Source organism: Halotia branconii CENA392, assembly GCF_029953635.1.
GTDB classification, from domain to species: Bacteria; Cyanobacteriota; Cyanobacteriia; order Cyanobacteriales; family Nostocaceae; genus Halotia; species Halotia branconii.
In genome coordinates this window covers 650,441-664,955 of the sequence record NZ_CP124543.1, presented here as the reverse complement: position 1 = coordinate 664,955, position 14,515 = coordinate 650,441, and the positions used below count along the sequence as shown (strand labels likewise).

Here is a 14,515-nt window from a genome sequence, read left to right as displayed (position 1 = left end):
AGATGAAGAGAACAAGAAGAAGCTCACGAAAGTTGAACCTCATACCGTTTCACTTTAAAGTTGATACATTTGGGCAAGCAGGGGAGGCAGTGCGGTCTTGGGGGTTCCCCCCAGGAGCAAGCAACTGCCGTGGAGCAGGGGAAGCAGAGGAGGCAGGGGAGGCAGGGGAAGCAGGTGAAGCAGCACTTCGGCTACGCGGCAGTTGAATCTCGACTTCGCTCGATTGCCGCGTAGTCGAAACTCAGTGACCGGAGGCAGGGGGAGTAAGAAAAGTAATTTGTATCAATAATTTCGTGAAATGGCATCAGAAGCTGAAAGTTGAACCTCAGAAGCTGAAAGTTGAACCTCAGAAGCTGAAAGTTGAACCTCGGAAGCCGAAAGTTGAACCTCAGAAGCCGAAACTTGAACCTCAGAAACCGAAAGTTGAACCTCAGAAGCCGAAAGTTGAACCTCAGAAGCTGAAAGTTGAACCTCAGAAGCTGAAAGTTGAACCTCAGAAGCCGAAAGTTGAACCTCAGAAGCTGAAAGTTGAACCTCAGAAGCTGAAAGTTGAACCTCAGAAGCTGAAAGTTGAACCTCAAAAGCTGAAAGTTGAACCTCAGAAGCTGAAAGTTGAACCTCAAAAGGTGAAAGTTGAACCTTGACCAATGACAACTGACAACTAACAACTGACAACTGACAAAATAATTATGTTAAAAGGACAACTTTACCAAGTTAAAGGCAATGAGCCGATACTGCTGGATGACCCTTATAAAGTTTGGGTAATTCAATCTGGCTCGATCGCACTGTTTGCTGTCACAGTTAAAGATGGTGTTATCGAAGGTACTCGCCGTTATTTATGCAGTTGTAGTCTGGGGGAGACACTTTTTGGAACGGCTGCTAGTTATGACAAACAGTACAACCAGATTTTGGCAGTGCCAGTTGGAGAGACAGAACTGTTACAACTACATCAAGAATGTTTCAGTGAATTAGTAGCCAACGCAGATATAATAGCAACCACCTGGGTAGAAAATTGGCTTAAACAACTTGGTACTACGTCCCAGTTTGCCACACCAGCAATTCAGGTAAGGGCTTGTGAACAGGCAAGATTTTCTCTCATCGCTGGTCAGACTTTCCAGCCGGAAGCGGGTGTTGTTTGTTGGGTACAGCTTCAGCAAGGGACTGTTCGCTGGCTGGGGTTTGAGGATTTGACTTTAACCAGTACAGCAGGAACTTTTTGCCTGGGCGATAAAATGTGGCTGGAAGCTGTCGAGGGGGTTCAACTTACTACTCTAGCTACTTCAGAAATCCATAATTCAGATACTTTGCTTTTAGGATTGTCCCAGTTTAATACTCAACTTTTACGCTATGTTGACCTTTTAGATCAGCAAGAAGCGGACGATGAACTACAACGATTACGCGACCGCCAACGTCTCAACCGCCAAGTCACAGCAGAGGCTTTAGGGGAGCTAGCATCGACCCTGAATTATCAAGACGGGAACTTTTTCCTCGAAGGCACACCTTTATTAATCGCTGCTGGTGCAGTAGGAAGGGCTTTGGGGGTGAAAATCTGCCCTCCGGCTCGCTCGGAAAATCTTAAGCGGGTTAAAGAGCCATTGGAAGCAATTGTTCGGGCTTCGCGTATTCGGATGCGGCGGGTGTTGCTGCGGGACAACTGGTGGGAGAAGGATTCTGGTGCTTTAGTAGCCTATACTGAGCAGGACAACCGACCAGTTGCACTGTTACCGATATCTGCAACTAGCTATGAGATATTTGACCCAGTTGAGCAGACCCGCTTAAGAGTAGATGAAGGTATAGCCGCAACACTGGTTCCCATTGCTTATATGTTTTATCGATCTTTGCCCGATAAGGCACTTACAGCTTTAGATCTACTCCAATTCGCATTTAAAGGACAAACAAGAGAACTGCTGGCTATTTTATTTACTGGCATTACCGTGACATTACTGGGAATGCTCACACCCCAAGCGATCGCGATTCTCATGGACAACGCGATTCCAGATAGCGATAGGGGACTACTGCTGCAAGTTGGATTAGGGCTACTGATTGCTGCTTTAGGAACAGCCTTATTTCAGCTAACTCAAGGTTTTGCGATTCTGCGAATGGAAACGGCTTCTGATGCTTCTACTCAAGCAGCTGTATGGGATCGACTGCTTAATCTTCCTGTATCATTTTTTCGGCAGTACACAACAGGCGACCTTCAGTCCCGCGTATCATCAATAAGCACAATCCGCCGCCAACTTAGTGGTAAAACCCTAATAAATCTAATTACTAGTCTGTTTGCACTGTTTTACTTGGGGCAGTTGTTTTACTACAACTTCAAATTAGCTTTCGTTGCTGTTGCTGTTGCTTTCGTTGCTGTTGCTGTAACTACCCTCTCTGGTGTAGTCCTGCTGCGTAAGGTGCGTCCACTGCTGGAATTGCAGGGGGATATTTTTGGACAAACGGTGCAGTTAATCAACGGAATTTCTAAACTGCATGTTGCTGGCGCTGAGGATCGTGCCTTTGCTTCTTGGAGTAAAAACTACTCTCGGCAAGTCAAACTTGAACTTAGTACACAACAAGTTGAAGATTTTGTAGCACTTTTCAATACATTGATGCCTACACTAACTTCTGGAATACTTTTTTGGTTCACCATTAGTTTGTTTGAAGAAGCTCAGACTTCAGGAGCGATTGGATTATCTCTTGGTACTTTTTTAGCTTTCAATGCAGCCTTTGGCAATTTTATTAGGGGAGCCACAGACCTGAGCAATACAGTTACTGAAGTTTTGCAGGTCGTCCCGCAGTGGAAACGCACTCAGCCAATTTTAGCAACTATACCGGAAGTGGATCGCAGCAAAGCCGATCCAGGCAATCTCATTGGCAAAATTGTTGTAGATCATGTGACATTTCGTTACCGCAGTGATGGAGCGCTGACGTTGGATGATGTGAGTATCTCTGCAAAGCCTGGGGAGTTCATTGCTTTTGTCGGAGGATCTGGAAGTGGTAAATCAACAATATTCCGATTACTACTAGGGTTTGAAACCCCCGAAGCTGGTACTATCTATTACGATGGTCAAGATTTGTCTGGTTTAGATGTAGACGCTGTACGCCGACAATTGGGTGTTGTCTTGCAGGGTGGGCAACTGACAGCAGCCTCAATTTTCGATAATATTGCTGGTGGCGCTCAGATTACCCTAGATGAAGCCTGGGAAGCTGCACGAATGTCTGGATTTGCTGATGATATTGCCGCCATGCCAATGGAAATGCATACAGTAATTAGTGAGGGTGGTGGCAATCTTTCTGGAGGACAACGACAACGGTTGTTGATTGCTCGTGCTTTAGCATTAAAACCCCGCATTTTATTATTTGATGAGGCTACTAGTGCTTTAGATAACAGAACCCAGGCAATTGTGAGTGAAAGTTTAGATAAATTACAAGTTACCAGAATAGCGATCGCTCACCGACTTAGCACCATCCGTAATGCTCACCAAATCTATGTACTCCAAGCTGGGCGGGTTGTACAAAAGGGAACTTTCCAAGAACTAGCTGCTTTTGAGGGGCTATTTTCTCAGTTAATGGCTCGGCAAATGACGTGATATCATGTCCGCGTAATTAGTTATAATTCCTGCATCTGTACAAAAACCAGGAAACCCTCTTTCCCCCTGCTCCCTGCTCCCTGCTCCCCTGCTGCCTATTTGTATCAATTTTAAAGTGAAACGGTATGAGCGCCAAACTGGGCGCAGCTGCCTGGGGGCTAACAACTTCAACTGGTCGCCCACATGGGGTGAATTTGGTTGAGTTGCATTATTAATTTCATTTGCTGTCTGGTAAATCCATGACGGTGCGGTAATGAGTTTCAATTTGGGCGACGGTTGAAGACTTGCGTTTTGTTTCCCATTGACTATGTTTAAAGAGTTCTTGACGTAATTCATCAACATTAATTGTTGTTACTTTACTATTAGCAACAATTTGTTGACCATTTATCCAAACACTATCGACAATGTTTGTGGGACGACCTAAAACTAATAAACCAATAGGATCTGTACGGGGTAGTAATGATAAATTAGTAAGATCATAAAGCACTAAGTCAGCTTGTTTGCCGACAGTTAAAGAACCAAGTTTGTCTGCCACATTTAATCCTTTTGCACCTCCTAAAGCTGCCATTTCCACTGATTGTCGAGGCGTAATCCAGTGTTGATAATCTAAGTCTGTAACATTATGTAAAATAGAACCAATTTTGATCGCTTCTAATAAATCTTGGGAGTCATTACTAGAAGCACCATCACAACCAAAAGTTACGTTTACCCCAGCTTGGCGATATTTTAAAATGGGGGCAATACCGCTGCCTAAACGTAGGTTACTTAAGGGATTATGCACAACTGTAGATTGAGTTTCTGCAAGAATCTTAATATCACGATCGCTTAACCAAACACAATGAGCTAAAGAAGTGCGATCGCTCAAATAACCAATTTGGTTTAAATGTTCAACCGCAGTACAACCGTATTTTTCTTGGGCAAGTTTTTCTTGAGCTTTGGTTTCGAGTAAATGAGAATGACGACAAAGATCGTAGCGATCGCTTAATTCAATACATCCTGTAAACAAGGCATCAGTACACAATTGTATTCCTGTTGGTGCAACCAAAATACTAATACCTGCATCTGGATGATGAAACTTTTTCACCGCTTCTTCGATGATTTCTAATGTTGCCGAAGTTGAGCGAAAATAAGGCTCGTGATTTTGTGGCGATTCTCCAGAAGGCATCCCGGCGGCAAGAGATTCATCTTGAATTAAAGGAGCAATAAAAGTCCTGATTCCTACTTCTTGATAAGCGCGATTTGCAGTGGCGATCGTTTCTAGCTCTTGTCCAGGAATTAACACTAAATGATCTACTACACTCGTACCGCCGGATAATAAAGTTTCTACTGCTGTTCCTAAAGCACTGAGATAAACTTTTTCTAAATCCAGAGGGGCAAAGTCATATAATTCCGCTAGCCATAATTCTAAAGGAAAGGCTGACATAATTCCCCGTTGCCACATTTCTGATGAGTGGGTGTGAGCATTAAAGAATCCAGGCAGTAATAGCTTATTGCTACCATTAAAGACAGCACCAATAACATCTAGTTTGGGAGCGATCGCGGCAATTTTACTATCCACAACCTGCACATCTACGGTTGCATAATCGTCATGGGTGGCAATCAAAACATTCTGGATAGTGAAGTTCACAATATTTAACCTTGATTAAGTTATTGAACACTCAGTAGCAATTCAAGTTACAAATAAAAAATGGTTTTGGACGTTGTCATTTATGAATCTGCCATTTCGGACATTGGGAGTTGCACCAAATGCGTGGACTGTGAATCAGGCGATCGCAGATATCACTCGTCCTCAAAAGACCCCACAATCCGCTATTTTATCAACAGAAACCAAAACCCTGCGCTTAGACTTGGCAAAAGCCGCCATCCTCGTCATAGATATGCAAAACGACTTCTGTCACCACGATGGCTGGCTAGCGCATATCGGCGTAGATGTAACTCCAGCCCGTCAACCTATTGAACCTTTAAATAATTTACTGCCAAAATTGCGTGAGGCTGGTGTGGCAGTTATTTGGGTAAATTGGGGCAATCGTCCTGATTTATTAAATATTAGCGCCGCTTCTCGTCACGTCTACAACCCTACAGGCGAAGGCATAGGATTAGGCGATCCATTACCTGTCAATAGTGCTAGAGTACTTATGGCAGGTAGTTGGGCAGCAGCAGTGATAGACGAACTAGAACAGCTACCAGAAGATATTCGTGTGGATAAATACCGCATGAGTGGCTTTTGGGATACGCCTCTAGATAGTATCCTGCGGAACCTAGGAAGAACGACACTATTTTTCGCGGGTGTTAATGCCGATCAATGTGTAATGACTACCTTATGTGATGCTCATTTTTTAGGATATGACTGCATTTTAGTTAAAGACTGTAGTGCTACAACATCTCCCGACTATTGTTGGTTGGCGACGTTGTACAACATTAAACAATGTTTTGGTTTTGTCACTGATTCCCAAGCGATTTTAACAACGCTGAATAATCCTGAATCCACAGGAGGAGATCAATAAAATGCACGCTAGTAGTTGTGTAATTCCCATTATCAAATCTCCCAAAGATTATCAAGTATACCGCATTAGTCCTGATGACTCTAATCGGTTAGCAATTATTTTTGATACGGCAAGTGCGAATACTTCTTTAACTTGTTGCATAGAAATTTTTGATGTTGGTGGACAAACACCACCAAATCGTCATCAATGGGCGGTAGAAATGTTTTTTGTTCTCAAAGGAGAAGGAGTAGCAATTTGTGATGGTAAAAATGTCCGCATCCAAGCCGGAGATAGTTTATTAGTACCACCTACAGGCACTCATTTAATTAAAAATACAGGTGCTAATCGCTTATATACATTAACTGTGATGGTTCCCAACGAAGATTTTGCAGAATTAATTCGCAGTGGGATTCCTGTAGAGTTAGATGCAGAAGATATGGCAGTTTTGGGAAGATTAGATGCTTTAATGCCTTGTTAGAAATATCTTATTGTAGTGAGGACTTTAGTCTTCTCTTTTCTACAGTTCATGATTCGGTGTAACTGTAGAAATCAGGGGAGCAGGGAGCAGGGAGCAGGGGAAAGAGATTTTTAATATTTTTGCATAGATGGCCAAAATCATAACTAATCAAGCGAACATGATATAACACCACAATAGCCTCTTGGCTGATTGAACCAAGAGTATTCAGAAAAAACAACTGTAACCTTACAATCGTTGAAGTAAATTTAAACCGTGAGTATCAGTACCACAGGTATTGAAAAGACCATATTCACCAGCCAGTTTTTGTACCTGTTTTGATTCCAAGGCTGTTGGTCTCCAGGGATTGGGGTTATTGTAAGCGTAAAAACTTTCTACACCGTCAATTCCCTTTTCAGCCGCAGCTGGAATTAAGTCGAAATGCGATCGCTTGTAACGAGCTGGATGAGCTAAGACTGCTAATCCCCCAGCATCATGAATCGCAGCAATTACATTACTTGCTTGATATGCGTGGCCTGTAGTAGCCTTTTTTTGTAAATAAGGTTTAATACTAGAGTTATCTAGCTCAAAAGCGTAAGCCAAAATGTGAACTTCATTATCCAAGAGATTAGCATTAATTTCTGTCCCACTCCATAGATGTGGAGTTTTAGCAGCAGGATGGTTCCACTGCCAATCTTCTAAATAAATTTGTGCTGCTTTATATCCGTCAATACAGTGGTGGTCGGTGATGGCTAATCCTTGCAGACCGATGGCGATCGCTTGTTCTATCAATGCACTTGGCTGTAACCTACCATCTGAGTGGATAGTGTGCATGTGAAAGTTAAATGTCTTGGGACAACTTTGAGCATCAATTTTTTGAAATACTTGCTTTAGTAGTTCGGTGGAAGCAGATGTTCGAGCTAAATTTACAACCATAATCCTCTGTGAATAAAAATATGTGATTTTCTACACCAACACACCAAGTCTTTAGATGAAAAAATTCCAACACAGTAAATAAGTGTGGAAAGCTATTGTATTAGTTTCATCTGTGAAATTTTTCAATATGTTAAGACTACGTTAGCAAATCTCAATGATTCTGGCCATGAGAATTTTGAATCGCTTTTATAAGTATAAGTAAAAAATATTGCCAAAAAGCGTCTATATACTCATGATACTCATGAGAAAAATTTGCCAAATAATTTGTCAAAATCAAGGTTAGCGAAGTTCCTGCCTCACTAACCTCAAATCAAAGTCTGGCTACATGTAAATATTGTTGCTACGTTCTTAATCCGACTAATTCACCAGAACCTGTAATTACTTCGCCAATTGCCACAGCAGGAATATTCTGTGATTGAAAAAAAGTAATAGTCTGTTCTGTTTGATGGGGTGGTACAAGCAGCACAAATCCAATACCCATGTTAAAAGTGTCATACATAGCCTGGGAACTGACCGATCCGGCTTCAGCTAGCCACTGAAACACAGGTGGAATAGTCCAACTATTGGGATTAATGGCGATCGCTTGATTTTTCCCCAAACATCGAGGTAAATTTTCTGGTAATCCCCCACCTGTAATGTGAGCCATGCCATGAATTTCTAACCCAGCTTGACGCGCTGCTAAAACGGGTTTGACATAAATGCGTGTGGGTTGGAGAAAAGTTTCTCCTATAGTTTCGCCACCTAATAATTCTGGGCTTTCATTCCAAGAAAAACCGCCATCATTAACGATTTTTCTGACTAAACTAAAGCCATTACTATGTACACCAGTACTCGCAAGAGCGATCGCGACATCTCCTACTTGGACTTGAGAACCATCCAACATTTGGCTTTTTTCTACAATTCCTACACAAAACCCAGCTAAGTCATACTCACCCACTTGGTAAAAACCAGGCATTTCTGCCGTTTCTCCTCCTAATAAGGCACAACCTGCTAGCCTACATCCAGAGGCTATACCCGCCACTACCTGAGTTAATTGCTCTTTTTCTAACTTACTAGTTGCGACATAATCTAAAAAAAACAGTGGTTCTGCACCTGATGTCAGCACGTCGTTAACGCACATGGCGACTAAGTCAATACCAATACTGTCATGACGGTTGAGAATTTGAGCGATTTTCAGCTTTGTACCTACGCCATCTGTCCCGGAAACCAATACTGGTTCTTGAAAACCTCCCGGTAATTGAAAACATCCGCCAAAACCACCTAATCCCCCAATTACTTCCGGTCTAAAGGTGCTGTGAACCAAATTACGAATTTGATCTACAAAGGCTCGACCAGCCTCAACATCAACCCCAGCATCCCGATAATCCATAAAAGTTAGTCAATAGCCATTAGTCCATAGTTCACAGTAGGGGAATCTAGAGTCAAAAGTCTATAGCAATCCTATTTGATTTGTAAAAATGCCTCAGATCCCCGACTTCTTTAAGAAGTCGGGGATCTGTTGTTCACGAATAAGTGAGTTTTTAACTCTTGATTGAAAAAATGATTAATTGAGAATTATTGCTTCTGGTTTGACTGTTGTTACCTGATTTGGCGATCGCGGTTTACCAGTAGCGATCGCATAACGAATCACTAATAGCCGCAACCACAATGCTGGATAACGGGGTTCTAACCAAGGTTTGATTCGCACCAAAAAGCGCGGAAACCATGTACTCAATAAAGTGCTGACTAAGGTATGAATACCAAAGTTGAAATAATTCCCTACCCAGCGTACTAAATCTTTAAATCCAGCTAGTTGCCAAATCCATAACAATAAAGCAGGATTTTTACGAGCTGCTTTGAGTGCGAGGCGATTAAAGGTGAACCAATCACAGCGATCTTTAATAAAGTTATCTGCAACTTCTGGCGGTTCGTCTGCTAATAATCCAAAAAAGGTATTTAGCATCGAGTTAATCCGCTGGGGCGGTAAAAACTTGCCAGTCGGAACCATCATGCCTTTAGAAAATAGCCAAGTTACCGAAACATTGCTTTGGTAAGCCCGAATGCGGTTCAAGTGGCGGACACTCAATAAATTGTGTTTGAGGGCTGTATCTAGCAGTGTGGTTAAACGATCTAAATTGCGTACCAGTGAACCAAAACCCGTGAAAACCAAGGGTGATTGGAGAGATGCAGCATCACCGATCGCAATCAATCTATCAAAGGCAACAGTGCGATCGCTACTCCCGACACTAAAATGTCCTGGTATATAACCAAATGTCGGTTTTTTCCACACCAACTTGTCTAAGTCGCAACGCCGATACTCTGGCAAAATCGTAAAAAAGTCCTCGTACATCTCTAATAATGAGCCGGGATTTTCTCGATTGACTTCGTGGTAGTGAAATAAATAAATCGTTAGTTCTTCACCTTCTCCGGGAAATAATTCCCAAATCAATTGTCTGCCGCGAGAAATATCTCCGTGGCTGTACAGCACATCTCCATACTGGGAATCCCAAACTCCCGGCTCAAATCCCTTCGCAACTACTGCCCCTACTGTTGGACATACACTATCAAAAGCACGACCGCCATTTAATTGCCAAGCAATAGGAGAAGCAGTTCCCATCGCATCAACCAACAGCCGCCCACTCACTTGCTGCTCATTTTGAGTTGTTAAATGCTTGACTTTAACTACAACTTGTGATATATCAATATCCGCACGAATAAACTCGGTCTCATCCCAAATTTGGCCACCTGCTGCTTGAAGCTTCTGCCCGCACATTTGCAGCCATTTTTCTGAATCTAAGGCTACATTTAATACGGTAGGGGTGTGTAAGACAGGCGATCGCAATTTTGGGGGATTATTACCGTCAAAAAATTTATTGAATCCGTCTTTATATTCCTTAGCAATTATGGTTTCTAACTCAGCGGATGTCACCAAACCTAGATTTATTAAACTTTGAATTTCATCACGGGAAATATTCCATTCCCGATTCATCCGTCCAAAGGGTAAACGCTCTATAAGTAGGACTTTATATCCTAGTTTGGCCATCACTGCCGCATGAATTACCCCTAATGCACCACCGATATAAATTAAGTCGTATTGGACATCAGGACTTTTTGTTACCTTATTCTCTTTAAAAATCACCTGCCTTGGCTCTTGCGGATTACGTACTCCTTCACGCCATCTTTGCTCCCACCAATAGGCACGCTTCAAGTCATATTCCCCCTTGGGCATTCGCTGAAAATACTTGACAGTCAAAGGATAATGGGGCGCTAGTGCCTCAAAAATTGATTGCTGAGCATCAATCTGTGGGAGTTCAGGGTATTGATGGGGAAAACGCTTTCTAATTTCAGCAATTAAGCGTTGCAAAATTTCCCTCTCTTGAGGAAAGGGTTTATCTGCCCAACGGAACACTTTTAAATAAGTAGTGCGCTGTACTGACCAAACAAATACAGAAATTTCAGTCGGTAATTTTTCGGAAATAGCCGTGTCAGCAGTTGTAGTTTCAGCAGGTATTTTCAGACGAAAGCCATCTGGTGTAAGCACCTTTTCCCCGTTTCCTGGCTCAAAATCTGTTTGTAACCAACTACATACAGCTGCTATGTCCGAAATCGGAACTTCTAGATAGAGTATTTCTTTCATGTTTTGCTGACATCTCCGAGCAATCTATTCACTAAGACGGATTTTAAAAAGGCAGAAATTACGCTAAAATCCGCCCTATTACTTGAATAAAGATTCAGTAAAGGTTTTTTAATAATTTCTCAAATTTATTGTTCATTTTGAATTTCTGTAAACCCACGCCATGAATTATCCCATCCCAGACAGCCCTCAGGACATTTTTGCTCTACAACAAAAACAAGTTGATGAAGAACTAGTTGCCTCAGCGATCGCTGGAGTCATTAAAATTGTCCGTTCTCAAGGTCAATCCTTGGAAGAATTAACCGCCCAAGTCCTAGCCGATGATACTGTACTAGATCAGCAGCAACGACGCTGGTTGAGCAAATTGGTTAGTCAAGCCTGGGAAAATTTTTAATCAAGCAAGTAAGAAAGTAATTTTTTCAATTTTCGCATTTTGTCAGCTTGCATCGGGGTACGTCCAGAAAACTTGCGAGGAGCTAGACGCAGACTGAGAAAGATACAAAATGATGCTTGTGACAATATTCAAAAATCTATCAAGTTGGGTAGCTTGGTGAATATCCAAGTTGAAGAGTTACCCAATTCCGTAACTTGGTAAATACGTTTCTAGTCTTTGAGAAACGCATTTACCGATGTTCAGGTACAGCAAGTACGAATTATTTTCTATTGTTATAGATATGAATCACTGTACCCGCAGCTGCACCATTGATTGCATTATTCAAAGGTCTTCTGCAACCACCAGTTATAGCACCAGTTGCTGTACCAGCAGCAGCACCAACTACGACATCTTGTCCCAAGTTACGGTTTCTACGATTTCCTCTTAAACCATTAGCGCCATTAACAGCAGCACCAGCAGCAGCACCCTTAGCGGCATTGTCTACAACAGAACCGCATCTTGTGATAAATCCAGATACTACACCGCTAGCGGCTCCTAGACCTATGTCTCGCAGTACTTCATCATCAGCAGCAGCGGGTTGAGCAGGAATCAAGGTGACAGTAGCTAAACTTGCAGCCATGAGGCTAGGTAGAAATGTGCGTTTTAAGATTTGATTCATGGTGATACACTCTCGGAAAATCAATTGATTCAAGAAAGCTCAAGTTGTAGTTGTAAAGGATTTTAATCAAAATCTAGACAACAACAAGATTTTTTAAGTGGTAACACTATTATGATTACCTAAAAAAATGCTAATTTCACCTATTAAAAGTGAGAATTTGACATTTTAGGATCAAAAAGTTTTGCTAACTTAGTAGACAATTAGAAAACTGGCACATTACATTAATAGCAACAATGAAATTCTTAATAACGAGGCTAATATTTAGCCTGATCCAGAACAAAACCTTAACTACTTGAGTAAGTCGGTGAAATAAAATCAAACTATATGAATAAAAGTAAATAAGGCTCAAACTCTTTCTCCCCCTGCTTTATCCCAACGATAATTATTGACATCGACCTACCTACTTAAGTATACCTTCTTGATTTTTTGGGAGATTGAGCAACTCTTGACTCCACTGTAAACTCTGGTATTTCCTGGAGTTCAGCCTCGCTTAAACTATACTGTTCACAAACCAAACTCAGACGATTTCCTGATGTTTTCACTGCATTGACAGAGTGAGTTAAATCACCTTGAAAATAAAGTAATGTATTGATTTGTGGCTTAATTTGCCCAAGTTGACGTTTGTGCGATCGCAGTACTAATTCTCCTCCTTCCATGTCTGGAGGTACACGCACGTAAAGAACGCTGACAACCGCAGGTGGTTCAACAGTTTTACAGTATGAACGCAAAGAGCGATCAATATGCGGATCAACGCGGGAGCCTTCTTTGAGTAGTAAAGGATTGAGATAAAAAGCATTACAGTTAGTCTGGAGTGCTAAATCTAAGTACGGCTTGAAGTAGGGGAATTGTTGCTCTACTTTAAAGAGGTGCGATCGTGTAAATACTACCGAAAATCCTTTTGTTCCCACAAAATCGCGGTTGAGGTTGTTGATAGCAAAGTAAGGACAAGCATGAATTTCTCCCCACAAATTGTTGAGGTAATCGCTGGGGAAGGCGTTGAATTGTTGTTGATAGCGTTTCACTGGGGTGCGGCAGGTGTACAGAATGCTCAAAAATATCTTTGCAGTTGAACCAAGAGAAAACTATCAGCTTGACATCCGCTTTGAAGATGACGTTGAAGGAGTAGTTGATATTAATAAAATTATTAAATTTACAGGTGTATTTGCGCCTCTGTAAGATAAAGAATACTTTGCTACAGTGTGCGTCAACCCTGACTACGGAACGATTCAATGGGGTTCGGGGGCTGACTTAGACCCAGATGTTATTTATGCTTTGATTACAAAACAGCCAATTCCACAATATAAACTGAACAAGGAAAAAACTGGTAGGAGCAGGTTCAATAATCATAGTACATGGTAACAATCTGAGCGATCAATAGAGTAATATTAGGCATAGCTAGATGTTAGTTATCAACCATCCCAGGCTTGCCCATCAGCATAATCAATCTCTAGACACTTGCTGTATTGTTCACATTTTGTTACAAAAGTACAAAGAACTTCTAGAGACTAAAACCAAATGTTCGGCGGACTTACTGGTTTAACAGATTCAAAAGGCACAGACTGGGGGGAGAAGATGCTCAACACAGTCGCTAGCCAAACGATTCGCCACCTGTTTACCCAAAGCGAGTCAGTAGAAGTCTTAGTGCGCTGCCATCCCTCCAGCAAGCTCTTGCAAGGCAGTATTGATAGCTTCAAAATGAATGGTAGCGGCTTGGTCATCCGTAGAGATTTCGCGGTAGAGGAGATGTCGTTTGAAACTGATGCGGTTGCGATTGATTTTGGTGCAGTATTGGGGGGGAAATTAAATCTCAAACAACCCACTCAGGCGATCGCTCAAGTAATTTTGTCAGAAACAGGCATTAATCAAGCCTTCAAAGCCGAATTGGTGAAAAAGCGCTTGGTCAATCTCTCTGTACCTGCTTTGACAGCATTATCTGGTGGTCAACCAGTCTCATTTACAGATGTTCAGGTACAACTGTTACCTGGAAATCGCTTGCATCTGGCAGCAAAGGCAGATTTAAACAATGGTGAACTCATACCGCTGAGTATGACATTAACCGTAGCCGTTGAACGGCGGCGACGTATTTCTTTTAAAGACCCTAAAATCGAACTTGACGCTGTACCAGAAGCGCAACGAGAAATATCTCAAACTTTGAGCATGGCATTGGCAGAAATTTTAGATAATATGGTTGACTTAGATCGTTTTGACTTGGATGGAGTAAAAATGCGACTCAATCGCTTAGAAACTGAGGGTAAAAAGTTAATTTTCAGTGGATATGCGGAGATTGAGCGTATTCCACATAGCTCTTAAGATACGTGTTTCGTGCCAAGTTGTAGTACAAGATCTAAGAAGAACTTTGCATTTTTGCTTGCGTCAAATTTAAAACACATAAAATGCCGCCA

At 41.9% G+C, this 14,515-nt stretch carries 15 protein-coding genes; 8 read left to right on the top strand and 7 right to left on the bottom strand.

The window, feature by feature from the left end; genetic code table 11:
• The first annotated feature begins 2 nt into the window (after positions 1-2).
• Entirely contained in the window at positions 3-206 is a 204-nt protein-coding gene (locus QI031_RS02975) for a hypothetical protein (protein ID WP_281483739.1), read from the top strand.
• A 76-nt stretch (positions 207-282) separates the two neighbouring features.
• Here QI031_RS02975 and QI031_RS02970 read toward each other — a convergent pair whose 3' ends face one another.
• A complete protein-coding gene (locus QI031_RS02970) occupies positions 283-654 on the bottom strand; it encodes a hypothetical protein (protein WP_281483738.1) in 372 nt (123 codons plus the stop codon).
• A 35-nt stretch (positions 655-689) separates the two neighbouring features.
• Here QI031_RS02970 and QI031_RS02965 point away from each other — a divergent pair, with 35 nt between their 5' ends.
• A complete protein-coding gene (locus tag QI031_RS02965) occupies positions 690-3,575 on the top strand; it encodes an NHLP bacteriocin export ABC transporter permease/ATPase subunit (RefSeq protein WP_281483737.1) in 2,886 nt (961 codons plus the stop codon).
• A 217-nt stretch (positions 3,576-3,792) separates the two neighbouring features.
• Here the strand turns inward: QI031_RS02965 and QI031_RS02960 are convergent, their stop codons facing one another.
• Positions 3,793-5,202 carry an amidohydrolase gene (locus QI031_RS02960; protein WP_281483736.1) on the bottom strand — a complete coding sequence of 470 codons (1,410 nt, stop codon included), beginning with the start codon at positions 5,200-5,202 and terminating at the stop codon, positions 3,793-3,795.
• Positions 5,203-5,284: 82 nt separating this feature from the next.
• Here QI031_RS02960 and QI031_RS02955 point away from each other — a divergent pair, with 82 nt between their 5' ends.
• Both QI031_RS02955 and QI031_RS02950 read left to right on the top strand, forming a co-directional pair.
• Positions 5,285-6,079 carry a cysteine hydrolase family protein gene (locus tag QI031_RS02955; protein WP_281483735.1) on the top strand — a complete coding sequence of 265 codons (795 nt, stop codon included), beginning with the start codon at positions 5,285-5,287 and terminating at the stop codon, positions 6,077-6,079.
• A 1-nt stretch (position 6,080) separates the two neighbouring features.
• Positions 6,081-6,536, top strand: coding sequence for a cupin domain-containing protein (locus QI031_RS02950; RefSeq protein WP_281483734.1), 456 nt, complete (start codon positions 6,081-6,083; stop codon positions 6,534-6,536).
• A 225-nt stretch (positions 6,537-6,761) separates the two neighbouring features.
• Here QI031_RS02950 and QI031_RS02945 read toward each other — a convergent pair whose 3' ends face one another.
• From QI031_RS02945 to QI031_RS02935, 3 genes are all read right to left on the bottom strand, one after another.
• Positions 6,762-7,448 carry a PHP domain-containing protein gene (locus QI031_RS02945; protein ID WP_281483733.1) on the bottom strand — a complete coding sequence of 229 codons (687 nt, stop codon included), beginning with the start codon at positions 7,446-7,448 and terminating at the stop codon, positions 6,762-6,764.
• Positions 7,449-7,788: 340 nt separating this feature from the next.
• Positions 7,789-8,817: a phosphoribosylformylglycinamidine cyclo-ligase gene (gene purM / locus QI031_RS02940; protein WP_281483732.1), complete on the bottom strand. Its 1,029-nt coding sequence runs from the start codon at positions 8,815-8,817 to the stop codon at positions 7,789-7,791.
• Between the two features lie 174 nt (positions 8,818-8,991).
• Positions 8,992-11,064, bottom strand: a complete 2,073-nt coding sequence (locus QI031_RS02935; protein WP_281483731.1) for a flavin-dependent dehydrogenase — start codon at positions 11,062-11,064, stop codon at positions 8,992-8,994.
• 160 nt (positions 11,065-11,224) lie between these two features.
• Here QI031_RS02935 and QI031_RS02930 point away from each other — a divergent pair, with 160 nt between their 5' ends.
• Together QI031_RS02930 and QI031_RS02925 are read left to right on the top strand one after the other, a co-directional pair.
• Positions 11,225-11,455 carry a hypothetical protein gene (locus tag QI031_RS02930; RefSeq protein WP_281483730.1) on the top strand — a complete coding sequence of 77 codons (231 nt, stop codon included), beginning with the start codon at positions 11,225-11,227 and terminating at the stop codon, positions 11,453-11,455.
• 39 nt (positions 11,456-11,494) lie between these two features.
• Positions 11,495-11,656, top strand: coding sequence for a hypothetical protein (locus tag QI031_RS02925; protein WP_281483729.1), 162 nt, complete (start codon positions 11,495-11,497; stop codon positions 11,654-11,656).
• Positions 11,657-11,714: 58 nt separating this feature from the next.
• Here QI031_RS02925 and QI031_RS02920 read toward each other — a convergent pair whose 3' ends face one another.
• Positions 11,715-12,113 carry a hypothetical protein gene (locus tag QI031_RS02920; RefSeq protein WP_281483728.1) on the bottom strand — a complete coding sequence of 133 codons (399 nt, stop codon included), beginning with the start codon at positions 12,111-12,113 and terminating at the stop codon, positions 11,715-11,717.
• A 404-nt stretch (positions 12,114-12,517) separates the two neighbouring features.
• Positions 12,518-13,135: a 2OG-Fe(II) oxygenase gene (locus QI031_RS02915; RefSeq protein ID WP_281485920.1), complete on the bottom strand. Its 618-nt coding sequence runs from the start codon at positions 13,133-13,135 to the stop codon at positions 12,518-12,520.
• A 22-nt stretch (positions 13,136-13,157) separates the two neighbouring features.
• Here QI031_RS02915 and QI031_RS02910 point away from each other — a divergent pair, with 22 nt between their 5' ends.
• Both QI031_RS02910 and QI031_RS02900 read left to right on the top strand, forming a co-directional pair.
• Positions 13,158-13,289, top strand: coding sequence for a hypothetical protein (locus QI031_RS02910; protein WP_281483727.1), 132 nt, complete (start codon positions 13,158-13,160; stop codon positions 13,287-13,289).
• 339 nt (positions 13,290-13,628) lie between these two features.
• Entirely contained in the window at positions 13,629-14,423 is a 795-nt protein-coding gene (locus QI031_RS02900; RefSeq protein WP_281483726.1) for an LmeA family phospholipid-binding protein, read from the top strand.
• Positions 14,424-14,515: the final 92 nt, after the last annotated feature.